Source organism: Erwinia sp. PME.40.26/001 (assembly GCF_055556675.1).
The window spans coordinates 64,392-84,701 of record NZ_JBVHNP010000005.1; the positions used below are offsets into that span (position 1 = coordinate 64,392).

The 20,310-nt window shown below is 58.3% G+C and carries 20 protein-coding genes; 9 read left to right on the plus strand and 11 right to left on the minus strand.

The genetic code is table 11. From position 1 onward, the window contains the following. Positions 1 to 9: 9 nt before the first annotated feature. Positions 10 to 1,581 (minus strand): ABC transporter substrate-binding protein, encoded by a 1,572-nt coding sequence (locus tag ACZ3HG_RS15340; RefSeq protein WP_191933394.1) that lies wholly within the window; start codon positions 1,579 to 1,581, stop codon positions 10 to 12. Positions 1,582 to 1,730: 149 nt separating this feature from the next. Here ACZ3HG_RS15340 and ACZ3HG_RS15345 point away from each other — a divergent pair, with 149 nt between their 5' ends. After that, positions 1,731 to 2,381: a DUF1028 domain-containing protein gene (locus ACZ3HG_RS15345; protein ID WP_191933393.1), complete on the plus strand. Its 651-nt coding sequence runs from the start codon at positions 1,731 to 1,733 to the stop codon at positions 2,379 to 2,381. Between the two features lie 17 nt (positions 2,382 to 2,398). Here ACZ3HG_RS15345 and ACZ3HG_RS15350 read toward each other — a convergent pair whose 3' ends face one another. Continuing rightward, positions 2,399 to 2,968: a DedA family protein gene (locus tag ACZ3HG_RS15350; protein ID WP_191933392.1), complete on the minus strand. Its 570-nt coding sequence runs from the start codon at positions 2,966 to 2,968 to the stop codon at positions 2,399 to 2,401. Between the two features lie 223 nt (positions 2,969 to 3,191). Between ACZ3HG_RS15350 and ACZ3HG_RS15355 the strand changes: the two genes are divergently transcribed. Then, positions 3,192 to 3,779 carry a Yip1 family protein gene (locus ACZ3HG_RS15355; protein ID WP_191933391.1) on the plus strand — a complete coding sequence of 196 codons (588 nt, stop codon included), beginning with the start codon at positions 3,192 to 3,194 and terminating at the stop codon, positions 3,777 to 3,779. Between the two features lie 167 nt (positions 3,780 to 3,946). Then, positions 3,947 to 4,900 carry a D-alanyl-D-alanine endopeptidase gene (gene pbpG, locus ACZ3HG_RS15360; protein WP_191933390.1) on the plus strand — a complete coding sequence of 318 codons (954 nt, stop codon included), beginning with the start codon at positions 3,947 to 3,949 and terminating at the stop codon, positions 4,898 to 4,900. 53 nt (positions 4,901 to 4,953) lie between these two features. Here the strand turns inward: pbpG and ACZ3HG_RS15365 are convergent, their stop codons facing one another. After that, the gene (locus ACZ3HG_RS15365; RefSeq protein WP_191933389.1) at positions 4,954 to 5,469 is read right to left on the minus strand and encodes a GNAT family N-acetyltransferase; all 516 of its coding nucleotides are present in this window, start codon (positions 5,467 to 5,469) and stop codon (positions 4,954 to 4,956) included. A gap of 187 nt (positions 5,470 to 5,656) precedes the next feature. Here ACZ3HG_RS15365 and ACZ3HG_RS15370 point away from each other — a divergent pair, with 187 nt between their 5' ends. Beyond that, positions 5,657 to 8,089: a DUF3772 domain-containing protein gene (locus ACZ3HG_RS15370; RefSeq protein WP_191933388.1), complete on the plus strand. Its 2,433-nt coding sequence runs from the start codon at positions 5,657 to 5,659 to the stop codon at positions 8,087 to 8,089. Between the two features lie 65 nt (positions 8,090 to 8,154). On the opposite strand, the gene dld is transcribed toward ACZ3HG_RS15370, so the two are convergent. Next, positions 8,155 to 9,876 (minus strand): D-lactate dehydrogenase, encoded by a 1,722-nt coding sequence (dld, locus tag ACZ3HG_RS15375; RefSeq protein ID WP_191936415.1) that lies wholly within the window; start codon positions 9,874 to 9,876, stop codon positions 8,155 to 8,157. Positions 9,877 to 10,064: 188 nt separating this feature from the next. Here dld and bglX point away from each other — a divergent pair, with 188 nt between their 5' ends. From bglX to idi, 5 genes are all read left to right on the plus strand, one after another. Further along, entirely contained in the window at positions 10,065 to 12,362 is a 2,298-nt protein-coding gene (gene bglX / locus ACZ3HG_RS15380) for a beta-glucosidase BglX (protein ID WP_191933386.1), read from the plus strand. Positions 12,363 to 12,412: 50 nt separating this feature from the next. Next, positions 12,413 to 13,279 carry an oxygenase MpaB family protein gene (locus tag ACZ3HG_RS15385; RefSeq protein ID WP_465333282.1) on the plus strand — a complete coding sequence of 289 codons (867 nt, stop codon included), beginning with the start codon at positions 12,413 to 12,415 and terminating at the stop codon, positions 13,277 to 13,279. 24 nt (positions 13,280 to 13,303) lie between these two features. Then, positions 13,304 to 13,717 carry a lysozyme inhibitor LprI family protein gene (locus ACZ3HG_RS15390; protein WP_244633653.1) on the plus strand — a complete coding sequence of 138 codons (414 nt, stop codon included), beginning with the start codon at positions 13,304 to 13,306 and terminating at the stop codon, positions 13,715 to 13,717. A 151-nt stretch (positions 13,718 to 13,868) separates the two neighbouring features. Next, entirely contained in the window at positions 13,869 to 14,978 is a 1,110-nt protein-coding gene (locus tag ACZ3HG_RS15395) for a suppressor of fused domain protein (RefSeq protein ID WP_191933383.1), read from the plus strand. 124 nt (positions 14,979 to 15,102) lie between these two features. After that, positions 15,103 to 15,630, plus strand: a complete 528-nt coding sequence (gene idi / locus ACZ3HG_RS15400) for an isopentenyl-diphosphate Delta-isomerase (RefSeq protein WP_191933382.1) — start codon at positions 15,103 to 15,105, stop codon at positions 15,628 to 15,630. 7 nt (positions 15,631 to 15,637) lie between these two features. On the opposite strand, the gene ACZ3HG_RS15405 is transcribed toward idi, so the two are convergent. The 7 genes from ACZ3HG_RS15405 to ACZ3HG_RS15435 all read right to left on the minus strand — a co-directional run bounded on the left by ACZ3HG_RS15405 (position 15,638) and on the right by ACZ3HG_RS15435 (position 20,307). Then, positions 15,638 to 16,291, minus strand: a complete 654-nt coding sequence (locus tag ACZ3HG_RS15405; protein ID WP_191933381.1) for an RES family NAD+ phosphorylase — start codon at positions 16,289 to 16,291, stop codon at positions 15,638 to 15,640. Then, positions 16,284 to 17,015, minus strand: coding sequence for a DUF2384 domain-containing protein (locus ACZ3HG_RS15410; protein ID WP_191933380.1), 732 nt, complete (start codon positions 17,013 to 17,015; stop codon positions 16,284 to 16,286). The genes ACZ3HG_RS15405 and ACZ3HG_RS15410 overlap by 8 nt, the downstream gene beginning before the upstream one ends. Positions 17,016 to 17,377: 362 nt before the next feature. Beyond that, the gene (locus ACZ3HG_RS15415) at positions 17,378 to 17,482 is read right to left on the minus strand and encodes a protein YohO (RefSeq protein ID WP_072277467.1); all 105 of its coding nucleotides are present in this window, start codon (positions 17,480 to 17,482) and stop codon (positions 17,378 to 17,380) included. 74 nt (positions 17,483 to 17,556) lie between these two features. Further along, positions 17,557 to 18,090 carry a DUF3833 domain-containing protein gene (locus tag ACZ3HG_RS15420; RefSeq protein ID WP_465333430.1) on the minus strand — a complete coding sequence of 178 codons (534 nt, stop codon included), beginning with the start codon at positions 18,088 to 18,090 and terminating at the stop codon, positions 17,557 to 17,559. Continuing rightward, positions 18,090 to 18,602: a chalcone isomerase family protein gene (locus ACZ3HG_RS15425; RefSeq protein WP_191933662.1), complete on the minus strand. Its 513-nt coding sequence runs from the start codon at positions 18,600 to 18,602 to the stop codon at positions 18,090 to 18,092. The genes ACZ3HG_RS15420 and ACZ3HG_RS15425 overlap by 1 nt, the downstream gene beginning before the upstream one ends. After that, complete coding sequence (locus ACZ3HG_RS15430) at positions 18,602 to 19,081, minus strand: DUF2878 domain-containing protein (RefSeq protein WP_191933379.1); 480 nt, start codon at positions 19,079 to 19,081, stop codon at positions 18,602 to 18,604. The genes ACZ3HG_RS15425 and ACZ3HG_RS15430 overlap by 1 nt, the downstream gene beginning before the upstream one ends. Then, on the minus strand, positions 19,078 to 20,307 hold the full coding sequence (locus ACZ3HG_RS15435) for a class I SAM-dependent methyltransferase (RefSeq protein ID WP_465333286.1): 1,230 nt from the start codon (positions 20,305 to 20,307) through the stop codon (positions 19,078 to 19,080). The genes ACZ3HG_RS15430 and ACZ3HG_RS15435 overlap by 4 nt, the downstream gene beginning before the upstream one ends. Positions 20,308 to 20,310: the final 3 nt, after the last annotated feature.

Here is a 20,310-nt window from a genome sequence, read left to right on the forward strand (position 1 = left end):
CCTCCTCCGTCAGGGTTTACTGACCTGATGCAGGATCAGGTTGAAGTTGGGTTGCAGGGCAAAGTTCTGCACCTGGCGGGTGGTGACGGCATTCTGTTTCCAGTTGGCGACAAACAGCCAGGGTGCGTCGTCGTGAACAATGGCCTGCACCTGGCGATACAGCGCACCACGCTTCTGCTGATCGCTGGTCCTGCGGGCTTCATCCAGCAGGGTGTCGACCTGCGGATTGCTGTAGTAACCGGAGTTAAAGCCGCCTTTATCCGGCCAGGCATCGCGTCGCAGTGTCAGGAAGGGCAGCGTATCCGGGTCGTTAGTCATCCACGCCATCTCTGCCATCTGGGTCTGCGGCGTCAGCCCGGCGTTCACTTTCGCCAGGTAGGTGTTCCATTCCCAGGTCTGGATCTTCACGTTCAGCCCCACGGCTTTCAGATCGGCCTGAATGGCCGTTGCCATCGGTACCGGATCCAGCATGCCTGACCCGCCCTCGGTGACAGAGAAGTTCAGCGTGGCACCTTCGGCCCCGGCTTCCTTCAGCAGCGCGCGGGCTTTGGCCGGGTCATACGGATAAGGACTGACATCTTTGTTCGCGGCCCACGTAAACGCCGAGGGAATGGGGCCGTCAGCCACCTGCGCGGAGCCCTGCAACACGTTGTCGACCAGCGCCTGCTTGTTGACCGCGTAGTTCACCGCCTGGCGGACGCGCTTATCGTTAAACGGCTTTTCGCGGGTGTTCAGCAGCAGAAACCAGACGTGCGGACCGACGGCCTGGTGAAGCTGAAACTGGGGATTACCGGCAAAGGTGTTAACCGTATCCGGTGGCACCTCGACCATGGCATCAATACCTCCTGAGAGCATCTCTGCGGTGCGGGTGTTGCCATCGGTGATCGGACGGAATACCACGGCCTCCAGCTTCGGCGCACCGTCCCAGTAATCTTTATTCGCGGTCAGTACAACGCGCTGATTCGCCTGCCATTCACCAAAACGGAAGGCCCCGGTGCCAACCGGATGACGGCCCACGTCTTTATCATATTTTTTCACGGCGGCCGGGGAGACAATCAGCCCGGCGGGCGTGGCAAGATTGGAGAGCAGCGGAGCAAAAGGCTGCTTCAGCGTAAAGACCACCGTCTGGGCGTCCGGCGTGGTGATGGTATCGATAGAGGAGAAGAAGAAGCTCAGCGGGAACGGGCCGGTGTGATAGTAGGGATGCTGCTTATTGAGCATGCGTTCAAAGGTGAATTTCACCGCCCCGGCGTTAAACGGCGTGCCGTCCTGGAAGGTCACCCCTTCGCGCAGGTGGAAGGTATAGCGCAGCCCGTCCGGGCTGATCTCCCAGCGGCTGGCCAGCGCCGGCTCAATGGTGAGTGAGCCGGGAGCATTACGGACCAGACCATCGTAAATATTCACCAGAATGCGCGAATCGTTAGCGGCGGTCGCCACCTGAGGATCAAGCGACTGCGGCTCGGCCACCTGGCCTACCACCAGCACGCCGGGAGGTGACTCAGCCCCGGCCTGGGGGGCGAGGGTGAGCAGGGCGAAGCAGGCAGTAAGACAGTGCAACCCGGTGCGTAGCGATTTGAACATAGCGGTCCTCGTTAAGCAGAGCGATCACCGCACCTGTGTGACATGCGGATGAACAAAGTTTGTCCTGTTTGTTATTTATGCGTATAAATAGAGTTAAGTGCAATAATTTATCCATATAAATTTGATCTGCCTGACAGAAGGAGGGCGCAATGACCTTTTCCATTGTGGCACGCGATGCGCAAAGCGGCGCGCTGGCGGCGGCCACCGCCACGGGCGGCCCGGCAGTGGGGGCGCTGGTGATCCACGGCCGGGCCCGCACCGGAGCCATTGCCACCCAGGCCCTGACCAACCCCCTTTACGGCATTCGCGGGCTGGAGCTGCTGACGGCGGGACTGAGCGCGGAGCAGACGCTGCACCTGCTGCTGAAAGAGGATGAGGCGCGCGAACGGCGTCAGCTGCTGATCGTCGACCATGCCGGAGCGACGGCGCACTGGAGCGGCAGCCTTTGCGGGCGCTGGTTCAGCAGCGTGGCGGGCGTGCAGATGGCGGTGGCGGGCAATATGCTGGCGGGCGATGGTGTGCTGGTGTCGATGCAGGCGGCGTTTGAACGTGCCGCACGCCTGCCGCTGGCGGACCGGATGCTGGCGGCACTGAACGCGGCACAGCAGGCCGGAGGGGATGGGCGGGGCATCCGCTCTGCGGCACTGAAGGTGTGGGACAGCCGCCCTTATGCGGATATTGATTTGCGCGTGGACTGGTCGGAAGCGCCGCTGGCGCAGCTGGCGGAAGTGCTGGAGCAGGTCAGGGCACCGGCCTATGCGGACTTTTTCCGGCAGCTGCCGGGGAGCCCCTCATCCTGATCCCGCATCGCTGACCTTTACTGTTTATTATTGCTGTTGCGGTGTTTCACCGCCCAGCGGACTCCCCATACGACGACCACCGCCAGCAGCAGCCAGAACAGATGCTTCAGGTGATGATCGAGCTGATGCAGCCAGGGGGCAATCACCCGTCCACCCAGGTAGCCGAGGGTGACAAAAATGACCGCCCACAGCGCCGCGCCGACCAGATTAAACAGTAAAAACTTACGCGGCGACAGCCTGCTGGCACCAATAATAATCGGCCCGACAATGCGCAGCCCGTACATAAAACGCACGCCGATCACGAACAGAACCGGCCGCTTGCGGATCAAGCGGTTAGCGCGATCGATCTGCTGCTGATGCTTTCTGAACCGCTGGAGGATCGGCTCCCCGTAGCGGCGGCCAATAAAGAACAGGGCAGTATCACCCAGAATCCCACCGCACATCGCCACCAGCACCACCCAGCCATAGTGCAGCAAACCTTCATGGGCGGCGACACCACCCAGCAGGGTAAAAGTCTCGCCTTCTGCCAGACAGCCAATAAATAATGCCCAGTAGCCATACTGGGAAATCAGCGTATTCACATCCATCAGAGAACCGGTACTCCTCATTGTATTTGTGCCGCTAAGTCTAACCCTTTTAACAGATCTTGCAGCTTCAGTGCTTTCAGACGCTTTATTTTTTGCATGTAATGAAGTGCTTAATACATTTCATGTCGGGTTAAAAAACAAACTATTCAGAGCCGCTTATACTTGAAGAGATGCCGCCCTGAACAGTGCCTGCTGGCGGTCCGTCGTACAGAGGAGTGATGCTATGAACCATGTCTGGGGACTGCTTGCGCATCCGGGTCGGGAGATGCGCGACATTAAGCAAGAGAATGAAACGCTCTCGCACCATTACACTCACCACGTCCTGCTGATGGCGCTGATCCCGGTGCTCTGCGCCTTTATCGGCACCACACAGATCGGCTGGGATATAGGGATAGAACGCACTATCCCCCTGTCGCTGGCCACCGCCTTCTCACTGGCTGTGCTGTTCTATGCCCTGATCCTGCTGGGCGTGGCGGTGATGGGGCGGGTTATCTGGTGGATGGCGCGGGATTACCCGCAGCGGCCCTCGCTCTCCCGCTGTCGGGTGTTCGCCGGCTATGTGGCTACGCCGCTGTTTATCAGCGGGCTGGTCGCGCTCTATCCGCTGGTATGGCTCTGCGTACTGGTCGGTGCGCTGGCGTTAGCCTACACCGGCTACCTGCTGTACGTCGGCATCCCGCTGTTCCTGAATATTGACCGTGAAGAGAGTCTGCGGCTTTCCGGATCCACCCTGGCTATTGGCATCCTGGTGTTTGAAGTGTTACTGGCGATGACCGTGGTGATCTGGGGCTATGGCTATCAGCTTTTCTGACCACCGGTACCGCCGGGAAACCGGCGGTTTGCTGGTAACGCCCGGAAACGAATATCCTGTAGGAAAATCCTTAACCTTCGGCGTATTATGCGTCGGCCAGCCCCCGCAACGCGTGCGGGACGCGGTGTGTGGCTTCCACACCCACCTTACCAGCCGTTAAGTTTACGATGCCTGCAAAAATTCGTTTGTCTCTATTAAGTGTGGCTCTGCTGCTGTCTGCGCAGGGCATTCTGACTCAGGCTGTCGCGCGGTCGCAGACGCCTGCCGTTGTGACGACCGCCGCCCAGCCTGAAATTGCCTCAGGCAGTGCAATGATCGTCGATCTGAATACCCAGAAGGTGATCTACGCCAGCCACCCTGATTTGGTGCGGCCGATCGCCTCGATCACTAAGTTGATGACGGTCATGGTAACGCTGGATGCCCATCTGCCGATGGATGAAATGCTGACAGTCGATATCAGCCATACCCCGGAGATGCGCGGCGTCTATTCCCGCGTACGTCTTAACAGCGAAATCAGCCGCAAGAACATGATGCTGCTGGCGCTGATGTCCTCGGAAAACCGCGCAGCGGCCAGCCTGGCGCACCACTACCCGGGCGGCTATGATGCGTTTATTCGCGCGATGAACGCCAAAGCGCGCTCGCTGGGCATGAGCAACACGCACTACGTGGAACCCACCGGGTTGTCGATTAAAAACGTCTCCACGGCGCGCGATCTGAGTAAACTGCTGATTGCCTCGAAACGCTATCCGCTGCTGGGTGAACTGAGCACCACCCATGAAGATATGGCAACGTTCCGTAACCCGAATTACACCCTGCCGTTCCGCAATACCAACCATCTGGTATATCGACCGGACTGGAATATTCAGCTGACGAAAACCGGTTATACCGATGAAGCGGGGCACTGCCTGGTGATGCGTACGGTGATCAATCACCGCCCGGTATCCCTGGTCGTGCTGGATGCGTTTGGCAAATACACGCATTTTGCCGACGCAAACCGCCTGCGTAAGTGGATTGAAACCGGTAAAATTTCCCCGGTTCCGCCTGCAGCTTTGAGTTATAAAAAGCAAAAAGCCTCACAGCTGGCAGGTAACCGTGTGGTCGATGACAGCGCGGTAGAGTGACCTGCGCTCCTGTCGGGGGCGATCCTTTTTACACTCGCCCCCGATAGCCCCGGTTATAGCGCTCGCTGCATTAATAACGTATCGCGCCATTCACCGTGTTTGAAACCCACGGCGCGAAAGTTGCCGACGATCTCAAAGCCCATTTTCTTATGCAGGTTAAGTGAGCCGGCATTACGCTCACCATTGCCGATAATGGCCAGCATCTGCCGGTACGGCCCCTGCTGACAGCGGCTAATCAGCGCGGCGAGCAGTGCGGTGCCGATGCCTCGTCCGCCCTGATCGGCATCAATATAAACTGAGTCTTCGACGGTAAAGCGATAAGCCGGACGGGGGCGATACTGGGCGGCGTAGCAATATCCCACCACCTGTCCGTCCCTCTCTGCTACCAGCCACGGCAGATCGAATGAAGCGACTTTTCGATAGCGATCGGCCATTTCTGCCGCATCAGGCGGCGTTTCTTCAAAGGAACCGCAGCCGTGCAGGACATGCCAGGCATAAATACGGGTGAGGGCGTCGATATCGGCGAGGACGGCGTCGCGGACCGTCAGGTCAGCGTGGGGAAGAGACATGTTTTCTCCATGCGTGTTTTCTTCTTAATTTGCCATACTCACCGTCGACGATAGTCATAGAATATTCTTATGATAACGACCTCATTTTTACATCACAAATCCTATAGTGCCGGCCAGGGCAAAAGCATAAACTAGCCGGCAATTGTCAGGCGCCGCCCGGCGCTGCCTTAGTATCAGGAACCTGCACATGTCTGGCTTGTTAACTTTTCTTCGCGTTTGTCTGCTGGCGCTCGTGACGCTATCGCCCCAGCTGGTTATGGCTGCGGAGGGCGATGACGCACAGCAAACCGATGCCCCTCCAAAGGTCAATGCTGCCGTTGAACTGCCGAAAATGCAGAAGGTGCTGGACAAGATCAAACAGCAGGTTTCCGGTGAAACCAACGACAGCAAGCTGATGGCGCTCAACGAACTGGCGCTGGAGCTGTCTGGCGATGCGGATACGCTGATGCAGGGTATTGTTCCCCAGCGTGCCCAGCTGCAGGCCCAGCTGGCCGTGCTTGGCCCGGCTCCGCAGGCGAACAGCGGAGTGAAAGAGACCGCGGAGGTGACCAGCAAAAGAAATAAGCTGGAAAACCAGAAGGGGAAAATGGATGCCCAGATCAAGCAGGCGGAAGCCATAAAGAGCGGGGCCATTAATCTTTCCGCGCAGATCGTCAACCTGCGCCGTGATGCGCTGAAAACTCAGCTGGCACTGAACGCGGGCAGTATTCTTGGCCCGCGCTTCTGGGCGCCGCTGTATAACACGCAAAGCGATGACAGCGTAAAAATCAGCGATTTTATTGATGAACTGACTTCCACCGCCGCACTGTCGTGGGAGTCAGGCTGGCGTTTTGGCACCATTATGTGGGTGCTGGCCGCCGGGCTGGTCGCCACGCTGGGTCGCCGCTATCTTGAGGAGTTTCTCGCCTGGGTAGGGATCCACCATCTTCCCGAAGGACGTCTGCGTCGCAGTTTCCTGGCGGCCGCCACGGCAGTGACCACTCTGGCCGCGGTGGTGCTGGCGTTTAATTTCCTCGACCAGGCCTTTACCCGTCACGATCAGGTGATTGATGACGTCCGTGATTTTGCCGATAAGCTGGTCGGGCTGAGTGTGTTCTGCGGCCTGATCGCCGGATTAGGCCGGGCGTTCCTCTCCACCCGTCGGCCGTCATGGCGTCTGCCCAATATTTCCAATGAAGTGGCATTGGCTTTAAAGCCCTATCCACCGCTGACCGCCGCCCTGGTGTTTATTTTCCAGACGGTAGAGACCTTTAACAGCAGCGCCAGCACCAGCGTCGGGACGACGATTTTTGCCAACGGCATGACGGCGCTGCTGATCGGTGCCACGGCGCTGTCAATCAGCATGCGAACCAATCGCGTGCGCCGGCGTATGCTCCAGGCAGGTAACCCACCGGAAGCCAAATCCACGCTGGTGGGGCTGATTCAGATGGCGCTGACGCTGATTGGCGTGGCGATTATGATCGCGCTGCTTATCGGCTATATCACCCTGGCACGCTTCCTCAGCTATGAGCTGATCTGGATGGGAATTGTCTTTGGATCATTCTACATCTGCAGCCAGCTGGTAGCGGACGGCTGCGAAAGCCTGTTCTCCACCAACAATGCTTCCGGCAAGCGTATTCAGACCTCACTGAATATCGACGAGCGGCATCTGGGGCAGGTGGCAGCGGTGCTTGGCGCCATTGGCAAGACGTTCCTCATACTGGCAGCCGCGATGGCGCTGCTTAATGGCACCTTCGGCAGTTCGACGCCGATTGAGCTGGTGCAGAAAGCGATTGAATTCTGGGGCGGCAAAGGGCTTGAATCCCTGAATATCGTGCCTGCGCATATGGTCAATGCGCTGATCTGCATGGTGGTCGGTATCTGGGTGTTGCGTTCGGTGAAACGCTGGCTGGAGCATGATTTCCTGCCCAAAACCACCATGGACAAAGGGATGCGGTTGTCGCTGCTCACGCTGTTCAGCAATATAGGATTTGTGCTGGTGATCCTGATGACACTGTCGATTATGGGTCTGCAATGGAACAAGCTGGCGTGGATCGTCAGCGCCCTGTCGGTCGGTATCGGTTTCGGCTTACAGGAGATTGTGAAGAACTTTATTTCCGGTCTGATCCTGCTGACCGAGCGCCCGGTCAAAGTGGGTGACCTGGTGAGCATCAGCGGCATTGAAGGGGATATCCGCCGTATTAACGTGCGCGCCACCGAAATTCAGCTCAGTGATAAATCCACGGTGATTGTACCGAACTCTCAGCTGATCTCTCAGAACGTGCGCAACGCCACGATGGGCAATGCGCAGGGGGTGGCCACCATTACGCTGACCTTCCCGCTGGATATTGACCCGCAGCAGGTGCGTCAGCTGTTGCTGGAAGTGTATAACGAGAACGAACGTATTCTGGAGAACCCGGAGCCGTCGGTCACGTTCAAAGATCTGACCTCAACCGGCATCGTGCTGTCGGTGACGGGGAATGTGGCCAGCCCGCGGCAGGTGGGCGGCGCAAAAAGCGATCTGCTATTTGATATCCTCACCCGACTGCGCAAAGAAGGGGTGATGCTCTCTGCGCCACAGACCATGATCATCGAGCGTAAAAACGGTCAGATGGTACTGAAGGACGCCCCGGAGGAATAATCCCCCCGTAGGGGGCGACCTTTTTTCCGGTCGCCCCGCGCATTTTTTCCTGTTCGCCCGCGCGGCTATTTATCGCACCCGCACTCACCCCAGTGCTTCGCCCGTGTGGTTTTTCCAATGCCAGGATTAAACGTATTAGTCGGGTCAAGCTGCTGGTAAAAGGCCTTCAGCTGCGGTTTGGCCTGATACAGATGGCCAACGTTATGCTCTGCCGGATACTCTGCGCCGCGGGCGTGCAGAATTTCCAGCATCTTCTCTTTCAGCGCGTGCGCATCCACCCCTTTTTTCACAATATAGTCCTGGTGGAACACATGACACAGGAAGTGGCCGTAATAGAGGCGGTGGGTCAGGGCATCGTCAAACTCCGGCGGCAGTTTTTCGAACCAGTCGCGATCGTTACGGCGCAGCGCAATATCCAGCGCCAGAATATCTTCCACCTCTTCATGATGCACGGCGTGGTAACGCACGGCGGCCCCGGCGGCGGCAAAGCGGTGCAGAAACGCGTGTGCGCCTTCTTTCCCTTCGCACTCAAAGTACCCGCCGTCGGCATCGGTGAAGAATTCCTGCAGATAGGCCCGCGCTTCGGCCACGCCTTCGCCGGACATTTTCAGCATCAGATGGTGCTCAAAACGATCGCGGTACTGCTTCATGCGCGGTGGAAGGTGTGAGGGCAGCAGCGCGGCAATTTTTTGCAGCATCCGATCGCTGAAGTGGGGTTTCAGCCACTTGATCCTTGCCAGCAGCGCATCTGCGCGCCCTTTCAGCGTGAAGAACAGCGGCATTTTATCGGTGCCGAGCTTGTCGATCATCACGAAAGTGTCTTTGCCGTAGGTTTCCGCGATATCAAAAATATCCCGGTGCATATATTCGCCAGCCACCGGCAGATGGGTAAAACTGGCCAGCATGTGGCGGCGTAGCCGATCGAGCACTGCCGTATCGTTGGTACCAATGTAAAAGACCTGCTGGGCGCTTTCGCTTTCAAACGTATCCAGACGGACCGCAAACAGGGCGAGCTTACCGGCACAGCCGGAGGCTTCAAACAGGCGACGCGCATCCGCGTTAAAGCGTGACGGGGTGTCGGCGTCGACGTCGCGCACCCGCACGGCATAGTCCGGATCGGAGGCGTGGCGCTGGTCGTGCAGCACGTCGCTCTGCTGCCAGCTGTCATCGTCCAGCTTACCGAGGATTTGCTCCGGCGTGGTGCCCAGGTTGATGCCGAGATGGTTGACCAGTCGTAGCTTACCGCTGGCGTCTATCTGCGCGTAAAGCGCCATTTCGGTGTAGGCCGGGCCGCGTTTGACCAGCGACCCGCCTGAGTTATTACAGATACCGCCGAGCACGGATGCCCCGATACAAGAGGACCCAATCACCGAATGGGGCTCACGGCCCAGCGGCTTCAGGACTTTTTCTAACTGATACAGGGTGCTACCGGGGAAGGCCAGCACCTGCTTCCCGGCGTCCAGCAGCTGGATTTTGTCCATCCGCAGGGTGCTGATAATCACGATATCGCGCGGATAATCCTTGCCGTTCGGCGTAGAGCCTTCAGTCAGCCCGGTATTGGCCGCCTGCATCAGGATAATCACATCCGCGGTGACACAGGCCTGCAGAATGCGCCACTGTTCCAGTAATGTCCCGGGGAACACCACAGCCAGCGCATCGCCTTCGCCCGATCGGAAGCCCTTGCGATAGCGCTCTGTTTTTTCGGGGTCCGTGAGCAGATGGTTGCGGCCAACGATGCGGCCCAGTTCAGCAATCAGTTTTTGTCCAGCGTGTTGGGAAGTGTGCATGTCATGTCCTTGTCAGTATCACCGCTCTACTGTAGCACTCACCGCATGGCAATAAAGTCCCGTCTGAGACCTCTGTGATTCATCACCTGAAAACTAGCTGCTATTCTCAAGGTATGACACACTGCTGCCATAGGTTACCTGCAGTAAAATAACAGATACGCCACAGTCACTTGAGAGAAAACCCACTGATGAAATGGATTTGTTCTGTCAGCCTTGCCGTTACTCTGGCGATCCAGCCAGTATTTGCCGACGATCTGATCGGCCCGCACTCACTTACGCCGCAGGCACGCGACGCTTTTGTCACTGACCTGCTGAAAAAAATGACACTGGATGAAAAGATTGGCCAGCTGAGGCTGATCAGCGTCGGGCCGGATAATCCCAAATCCACGATCCGCGATATGATCCAGCAGGGGCAGGTGGGGGCGATTTTCAATACCGTGACCCGCCATGACATCCGTGAGATGCAGGATCAGGTCATGCAGCTCAGCCGCCTGAAAATTCCATTGTTCTTTGCCTATGATGTGATTCACGGTCAGCGCACCCAATTCCCCATCCCGCTGGCGCTGGCCTCCAGCTGGGACACCGATGCCGTAGCGGAGGTGGGCCGTATTGCCGCCTATGAAGCCGCCGATGACGGGTTAAATATGACCTGGGCGCCGATGGTCGACGTGACCCGGGAACCGCGCTGGGGGCGTGGCTCTGAGGGCTTCGGGGAAGACACTTATCTGACGTCCGTCATGGGCCGAACCATGGTGCAGGCCATGCAGGGTAAAAGCCCGGCCGATCGCTACTCGGTGATGACCAGCGTCAAGCATTTCGCTGCCTACGGGGCGGTGGAAGGCGGACGTGATTACAACACCGTCGATATGAGCCCGCAGCGCCTGTTCCAGGACTATCTGCCGCCGTATAAAGCAGCGCTGGACGCCGGAAGCGGCGGGGTAATGGTGGCGCTGAACTCACTGAATGGCGTTCCGGCCAGCGCCGACAGCTGGCTGCTTAAAGACGTGCTGCGCGATGACTGGGGCTTTAAGGGCATCACCATCAGCGATCACGGCGCGATCAAAGAGCTGATCAAACACGGGGTGGCGAGTGACCCTCAGGATGCCGTGCGCATCGCGCTGAAGTCCGGCATCGATATGAGTATGAGCGATGAGTACTACAGCAAATACCTGCCCGGGCTGGTTAAAAGCGGCCAGGTCAGTGAAAAAGAGATCGATGACGCTGCGCGCCACGTGCTCAACGTGAAATACGATATGGGCCTGTTTAATGACCCGTACAGCCATCTGGGCCCCGCCAGCAGCGATCCGGCGGATACCAATGCGGAAAACCGCCTGCATCGTGCCGAAGCGCGGGATGTGGCGCGTAAAAGTATGGTGCTGTTAAAAAACCGTCTGGAGACGCTGCCGCTGAAAAAATCCGGCACGGTGGCGCTGATCGGCCCGCTGGCTGACAGCCAGATTGATATTATGGGCAGCTGGTCTGCCGCGGGTGTGGCCGCCCAGTCCGTGACCCTGCTGCAGGGGATGAAAAACGCGACCGCCGGTAAGGCGACGCTGCTGTACACCAAAGGGGCCAACGTCACCGACGATAAAGGCATTCAGGACTTTATCAATCTGTATGAAAAAGCGATGACCGTGGATACACGATCGCCGCAACAGATGCTGGATGAAGCCGTTGAAACCGCGAAGAAAGCGGATGTGGTGGTGCTGGCCATTGGTGAAGCGCGCGGTATGGCGCATGAAGCCTCCAGCCGCAGCGATCTGACGCTGCCGGAAAGCCAGCTGAAGCTGATTGATGCCATCAAGGCCACGGGCAAACCGCTGGTGATGGTGCTGATGAACGCACGTGCGCTGACGCTGACCCATGAAACGCAGCAGGCGGATGCGATGCTGGAAAGCTGGTACAGCGGCACCGAGGGCGGTAACGCTATTGCCGATGTGCTGTTCGGTGACTACAACCCGTCCGGTAAGCTGCCGATGTCCTTCCCGCGTTCGGTGGGCCAGATCCCAATCTATTACAACCACCTGAATACCGGCCGTCCTTATAACTTCGAAAATCCGAATAAGTACACCTCTCACTACTTCGATGAGGCAAACGGTCCGCTGTTCCCGTTCGGCTACGGACTGAGCTATACGCAGTTCACGCTCTCCCCGGTGAAGATGTCATCAGCCACTATGCCGCGTAACGGTACGGTTAACGCCAGCGTCACCGTCACGAATAGCGGTAAGCGCGATGGAGCGACCGTGGTTCAGCTTTATCTGCGTGATGAGGTGGCGAGTATCAGCCGCCCGGTGAAAGAGCTGAAAGGCTTTAAGCGCATCATGCTGAAGGCGGGCGAATCCCAGACGGTAACTTTCCCGATCGACGTCAGCGCGCTGAAATTCTGGAATGCCAGAATGCAGCAGGTGGCCGAGCCGGGTAAATTTAGCGTGATGATCGGGCTGGATTCAGCCCGAACCGTTAACGCTGAGTTTGATTATCTGTAAATCACAGGGCGGGGTCAGCCCCGCCCGTTCTGCTTTACCAGGCGAAAAGAATGGTCAGTTTACGCGACAGAATTCAGCAGCAGGTATTTCGTTTAAACGGCCTGTCCCTGAACGAGTTTGATCTGTCACAACCGCCGGGCGATCCCGGTCTTTATGGCCCGGACAGCGTGATATGGCGGGTACACGGTGATTTTCCTTCCATGCTGTGTGGTGGGATCGCCGCACTCCTGTTACAGATGCAACATCCCCTTGCACTGGCGGGTGTCTGGGACCACTCCACCTTCCGCGACGATATGATGGGACGGCTGCGCCGGACCAGCCAGTTCATTGCCGTCACCACCTTTGGTAATACCGCAGATGCTCATACGCTGATCGAGCGGGTGAAACGTATTCACCTGCGCGTCACCGGCGTGGATGCTCGGGGGCAGCCTTATGCCGCCAGCGATCCGCAACTGCTGACCTGGGTACACGTAGCGGAAACCCGCTGTTTCCTCGCCGCCCATCTGCGCTATAAAAATCCGCAGCTGAGTCTGGCAGAGCAGAACCGTTACTACGCTGAGGCAGCGTTAGTGGCCGTGGCGCTGGGGGCAGAACAGGTGCCGGACAGCGTGGAGGCAGTGGAGACGTATCTGACGGCGATGCGGCCGCAGCTGCGTTGTGATGAGCGTACGCAGGAGGTCCTGTCGCTGTTGCTGAATGCGCCTGCGCCCTCCTGGCAGGCCCGCCCGGCGATGAATGCCATGCTGGTCGCCGGTATTGAGCTACTGCCGCAGTGGGCGCTACAGGACTTTGGCTTGCACTTTTCCCCACTGCGACGACGAATGATACGCCTGCGTATTGCCATCATCGCCAGAATGCTGCGCTGGGCAATTTCACGCGGCGCGTATCAGCGGGCGATGACGCGGGTTGGACGATAACCCTTAACGACGAAGGATATGATCATGAAAACCCTTATTGCCGGCGCGCTGATGCTGATTGCCGCAACGGCCAGCGGCGCAGACCTGTTACGGCAGGATCTGGACACGCAGCTGGAGCGCTGCCAGCAGCAGGCGGTCAGTACGCTTGCGAATCTGCAGTGCTATGAGGCGGCAAATACCGCCTGGGACAGTGAGCTGAACAGCCAGTATAAGCAGTTGCTGGCCGGGCAGTCGCCCGCTGCGCAGGCGGCGCTGAAAAAGGCGCAGCGCGCGTGGATAGGCTATCGCGACAGCTACTTTCAGGGCATGAATCTCTTTTATCAGCAGCAGCAGGGCACGGTCTGGGGACTGGTGGCGGCCGAATCGAAACTGAATGTCGTCAGGGACAAAGCGCGGGATCTTTATCGTCTGCGCAACAGCACCCGGATGGGCGACTGACCCCGGGTAGGGGCGGCGAAAAACCGCGCTGTCTTCTGGCTGCACCATTTTGAGACTTTTACCCTTGCCCTGACGGGGTGCAACGCGCCATCCTCTTCTCTTATCCTGACCTGTTCTCAGGGGAATGGAACCCTACAACCGTCGAGGCCTTATGACACAGCCCTATCAGATTGCTGAGGTGGCCAATCAGCAACAGACGCTGATTGCAATTGTTGAGCAGGATGAGCGCACCGCTTATTTCTATATCTGGCCGGCCGAAGCGTTTCGCCAGCAGTTTGCCGTGCGCGGCTGCTGGCTGCGTAATCTGCTGCCTGCTCCCCAGCAGGAAGATGTGGCCGCGATGCAGCAGGGTACCCCGCCGCTGCTGAGTGCGGAATATTGCCGGACGCTCGCCGCCGAGCCGATGCTCGACCCGGCCGGGCTGCAGATTATCTGGGAACCCAGTGACGACGGCGCTGCACTCTGGTATCAGGGGCAGCTACTGGCGGTGATCCCGGGCTGGAGCCTGTATCAGGATCAGCAGGTGAGCTTTTCTGCGGGCTGCATCAAAGCTAACCGCCTGACCTCACCACTGGGCTCTGCCTCCACCAATAAAAACTACGCCGCCGCGCAGCAGTACCGCCAGTTCTGGCGCGAGTGGCAGGACGGTCAGCTGTGGGAACCTTTCCAGCAGGAGATGCTGCAGTGCTATGAAGCCCAGTACGGTGAGTCCCTGAAGTACTACTCTATTGACCAGGGCAACTGGCCGCCGATGGCAATTTCGCAGCATTACCACGAGGGCAGCTGGTATTTTCTGACGCTGGGCATGTGCATTCGTCCGATGCCCTGGGTCGATTTCCTCTACGAAGACCTGGCCCCGGAGTACCGGCGTACCGAACTGGCAATGGCGGTGGATGCTGAGGTGATGACGGAAGAGAACGCGGTACAGATGGCCAGTGCGCTGGCCGGATTTGCTCATATGCCCTGGGCGCGCCTCAGCTGGCTGGGGGAGGGGCATACGTTGGCCTCTGCGTCGGCCCCGATGGGCTTCGAAGGGTTTATCCTTTCCTCTGCCCTCGGACGTGAAAGCGGGCAGTTTCCTCTGCCAAAACGTGATGGAGAGAAGGTCAATCTGCTATGGGCAGCGCCGGTGACCACCCCGGAGCGCGAGTTCGCCCAAGCCGGAGAGAATGGCGGTATGGAGCTGGTGGCCCGGCTGTTGCAGTACGGCAGCGGACATATTTTCCGCGCCCGTCAGCAGGTGGTCAACGTGGAGGCGTAATACCTCCCTCCGCCCGTGAGGGAGGCGGACACATTGCCGGGAACGTTAGCGAAAGCACGATTTAGTGCAGATCCTCTGCCGCCTCTTATGCCAGAATAGTCAGTATCTGTTCTGAGGAGTCGGCATGTCTGCAATTGAAGTAATTCTGGTCGATAGTCTGGACCGCCCTACCGGTAAGATGGAGAAAATGGAAGTTCACGAAAAGGGACTGCTGCATCGTGCGGTTACCGTTTACGTGTTCAATTCTGACCATCAGCTGTTGCTACAGCGTCGCGCCAGGGGTAAATACCACTGTGGCGGGCTGTGGAGCAATACCACCTGTGGTCATCCCTACCCGCAGGAGTCGACGCAGAGCGCGGCGGAGCGCCGCCTTGAAGAAGAGATGGGGCTGCGTCTGTCGCTGCAGCCCGTGTTTGAACTCAGCTACAATCTGCCGCTCAGTAACGGTCTGACCGAACACGAATATGGCCATGTCTATTTCGCGGTCAGTGATGACCTGCCGCGTATTAATCCGGAAGAAGCGGATGAGTGGCGCTACAGTTCGCTGGCGGATATTCAGCGTGAAATGCAAAGCCACCCGGAACGCTTTACTCCCTGGTTCCTGCTGACCTTTGCCCGCATCCCGGCCGAGTTTGCCCGCTACATCGCGTAGCCATTCTTCACGACTCCTCCAGATAAATTCCCATCCGGTCTGCCAGCGCCAGCAGTTCTCCCACTACGGGAGGGGAGGTCAGAGGCTGTGTTCCGCGACCGGACATCTGCAAGTTCCCGGCCATGCGGTCGCCAAAAAACAGGTAGGCATTACCCTCGTGCTGACGTGAGGGCCAGGTCAGTCCCTGAACCTGCGGATGCTGCTGGTGGATGGCTTCAGCCCACTGGCGAGTGATGCCGTAGCTGCTGGCATCGGAGTGGATCAGTTTTTTCCCTACCCGCATTTTTACCAGAGACGGTAAATCCAGGCTGGCCAGTTGAACAGGTGCCGTGGTGACCAGCTGGCTGTGGCGAAAGGCATCCAGCTGGCTGACCGGGTAGACGATAGCCTGCCGGGAAACGTCGACATCGTGGAAAATCACCTCGCAGAGCGCCACACGTGTAGCATCGCCGGCGTAGAGGGTGGGGATCACGGCACCCAGTCGATCGAATAGCGGGCTGAAGCGTGCATTACCCTGCGTGGTGGAATTAAAGCAGTCACCAGCGAACGGCTGGCGATGAATACGAAACAGTATATGGCCGGGAAGCAGGCACAGATCGTTAATCACGACCGCGCCCCCCGGCGGTAAAAGTCCTTTTTCGTTGTGGCTGTCCTTAGCCATGCAGGGCTCCTGATCTTGCCTGGAGGGCGGCTTCCGCCACCGCCAGGGGATCGCTGTTGAGCAGATCTTTCGGTTTACGCCCGCCCAGCCAGCTATTTTCAGTGGCAAACCAGGCTGCGAGCGCCCAGGAGGTGCGGGTGCCGTCGAAGATCGCCAGCACGCGTTTGATCACCGGTAGCGGTTGCCACGCCTCATCAAAGGCATAATCAGGGTAACGATCCTGACCGTCGACGCTGACCGCAAAGATTTTCCCGCGACGCTTCCATGCGTTCGGCCCGGCGCTGCGGTTGCGGTTGGTGAAGTGGGCCCGGTCAGACAGCTCTCCGGAGGCGATCCATTCACCTTCACGCAGCACAAAGGCGCGGATATCCTGCGCACGCAGCTGATTACGGGCTCTGAGCTGCTCATAACCGTCAAAGATACTGGCGGTTTTATTCACCGCCGGGGCGACCTTTGCTTTACGGCGTGCCGGTATCAGCAGCGTCTGCGCGACCTCAAAGAGTGCCAGAGCAAGTGAGGGGTCGAGCAGCGGATTGTTGACCAGCGCTTCCAGTTTTTTGCGCATGGCATCGCGGCTGTCTGCGGGCGGTCGCGCTGTCTCTTTCAGCTGGTTAACGTTAATCACCAGGTATTCAGCGCTCTCCTCCGCCACCATATTGCGCAACTGCTGACCGTTGATGAGACCGACGGTATTCAGTGTAACGGCTGTCATTTTAGCGGACATAAAACACCCCTGATTGAATATATTGCATAGATTGAATATATCGCATATTTTTCGAGGTGTCTAAAATTTCATCACCGGGCAGGGGCAAAGTCCCCGCCGTGCCTCTCGTAGCCCGAGGGTTCCCGGGGAATCATCAGCAGGGCCAGCAGGCCAATGACCGGTGCCGTGCCAGTCACCCGGAACAGTTTGTCAGTGCGGCGTAGGCCGAAAATGGGGTTTCAGTCATCATGCTTGAGTTTTATTTTAATCAGTAAACTCAGAGCATAATGTCATGACCGGGAGTGAGGTATTACGGCGGGTGATCGGTTAAACCAACGGAAATGAGTGCGGGGCGGCAGGGGGCATGCCGCCTGGCGAGGCCGTCAGGAGCGGACGATAAAGGTATAGCCGGCCAGCATGACGCCACCAATACCACCCAGCGCCATCAGCAGAAAAATAAATACCACACCAATCTTTTGTAAGTTCATCACTTAACCTGTTTTTCTTAACGGAGGGCGAAGTATAGCGCTTCCGCCCTCCGTAATTAAGCCAAACAGGCGTCTTATTGTGCCGCAGCGGGCTGTTTTGAGAAAAATAACGTGACGCGTGCCACTTCAACGCCAAACTTTTTCATTGAGGTGACGTTCATCAGGTGCAGGGCATCCTGTTGATAAATCCAGTCATCGAAGTTCAGTTTATAACTGCTGTCATCGGTTTTCACCGTCATGGTATAGCGCCAGTTGAAGGCGTTGCCGCTGGCATGCCCCTTCGCGGTGCCAATAATATCGCCTGCGGTCCCCACATAGCTGCCGTCAGCCAGGCGGCGAATATGCCAGACGCGGGTCTGCTTCTCGCCGTCGTCATAAACGAACTTTTCGTTCAGCGTCAGAGTGTCGCCGACGACCTGGCCCTGGATCGCCACGTCGAAACGGCGGATCTGCTTGCCGCTATAGTCCTGTACCATGCCCCATGCGCGGGACTCACCGTTGAACCAGCTGAAAATATCAATCTTTGGCTGGGCCTGCTGGTACTCATCAATGGTTGTACCACAGCCCGACAGCAGCAGGGTGCAGGTCAGTAACAGGGATTTCCACATCATTCACCTCCGGTCAGTTCCCGACGGATATCGGGGTAAGTCGATTGTGGCGAGAGCCAGATATTGAGGAAGGCATCACGAAACGCGCTATCAAAGCGCGGCCCGATGGGACGGATAGCCGCCTGAGTTCCGGCATCCTGCCAGTAAAACTGCCCGCCGCCGGCATCCCCCTGAAAGGCCAGACGGTCACCCGGGCTGACGTCTGGCCAGACGGTGGCCAGCGTTTTCAGCCACTGCTGGCGTTGATCCGGCGTCCCTGTTTTTTGTGCCTGCCACTGTTCCAGCGTGGCGTCCAGCAGGTCCTGGCGGCTGATATCCCGGCGATAGGTAATGACCAGTGCCAGTGGCCACTGCTGCGGCTGCCAGCGCCCTCCGGGGGTCAGCAGCTGCGAGTCGTAGACGGTAAAAGGTCCCCAGGTGAGCGTAGCCTGACCGACTGTCTGCCAGCGCAGCCAGTCAGCGGCCTGAGTCAACGGTGAGCACAGCAGTAATAACAACAGCCATTTTTTCATCATTTGCTCCGCAGAAGATGGCTGGCTAAGGGTAAATACAGCGCCCAGCCCAGGGCCAGGGCTGCCATAACGACGAGCAGGGGCTGATGCCACTGCAGGCCGCCCAGTCGCTCACCGATAAAATAGGAAAAAGGGCCCCCCAGCGCACCGGCCAGCACCTGCCAGAGGCGACCGGGCGCAAAGCGGGTGAGGATCAGCCACCACCAGCAGGCAAACGCCAGCCACAGAGCCATCATCCAGACCGGTACTGTTTCGCTTTGAGTAAAGCTGAACAGCCCGAGCCTCAGCCACAGGCTGTCCAGTGCTATCCCCAGCAATGCCACCAGCAGCAGCCGGGGTTTGATCCGGCGGGGGCAAAGGAACCAGGCGAACAGCGCCACCCCGCACAGCAGCGGCCAGATACGCGCGCGCAGCGCAACCGCCAGCCCCCAGTAGACATCGAATGCCAGGGTCAACAGCCAGAAGCGCAGGCGGTTCATGCGCGCTGCAGCGTCAGCTGGACGGTGCCAATGGTCCGGGCAAGGAAACCAGCTTCGCAGTAGCAGAGATAAAACAGCCACATGCGGCGGAAGCGTTCGTCAAAGCGCCCCTGCGCAAGCTGCGGCCACGCGTGGTCAAAACGACGTCGCCACAGCTGTAAGGTTTTTGCGTAGTCCGGGCCAATTTCAAGCTGGTCTATCTCGCTAAAATCGCTGACCTCCCGCAGGGTGTTCTGCAGCAGGCTGACCGACGGTAAAAAGCCACCGGGAAAGATATAGCGCTGGATAAAGTCCACGCCGCGCGCATAACCAGTGAAGCGTTCTTCACTGATGGTTATCGCCTGCAGGGCAAGGCGGCCACCCGGCTTCAGCAACTGCTGGCAGCGCTCAATAAACAGGGGGATATAGCGTTTGCCTACCGCCTCGATCATTTCGATCGACACGATTTTGTCGTACTGGCCGCTAAGATTACGATAATCCTCACACAGTACGGTGACGCGATCGCTGAGGCCAGCCGCGGCGATACGCTGACAGCAGTATTCATACTGCTCGCGGGAAATGGTGGTGGTGGTCACCCGGCAGCCGTATTCCCGGGCAGCGAATTCGGCCATCGCCCCCCAGCCGCTGCCAATTTCCAGCAGGTGGTCGTGCGGGGTCAGCGCCAGTTTGACGCACAGGCGCTTCATTTTGGCCTGCTGCGCCTGCTCCAGCGTCATCTCTGGCTGCTGGAACCAGGCGCTGGAATAGAGCATGGCCTCATCCAGGAAGGTAGTATAGAAGTCGTTACCCAGATCGTAATGGGCGGCAATATTCCGCTTTGCCTGCCGCACGTTATTCCGGCGCAGCGCATGGACCAGCTGATTAAACGGGGCGGTTAGCCAGCTAAGGCGGGCCTCCAGCTTATCGGCCACGCGGATATTTTGCGCCAGCGTGAGGATCACCGCGGTTAAATCCGGGGTTTCCCACTCGCCATCCATATAGGTTTCCGCCGCCGCGATGCTGCCTCCCAGCAGAATGCGGCGATAGGCACGCGAATGATGAACCATGACTTCGGCCTGCAGCGGTGCCTGGGCATCGCCGAAAAACTGTGTGCCGAGATGGGGATCGTGCAGGGTCAGACCCGCCCCTTTAATCGCCTGCAGCAGGGAAAAAATCACCCGGCGGGAAGCGGAGAAGCGTTTACCCGTTTTTGCACGGCGTGTCAGACTGAGGTCGGTGCCAGTCATGGG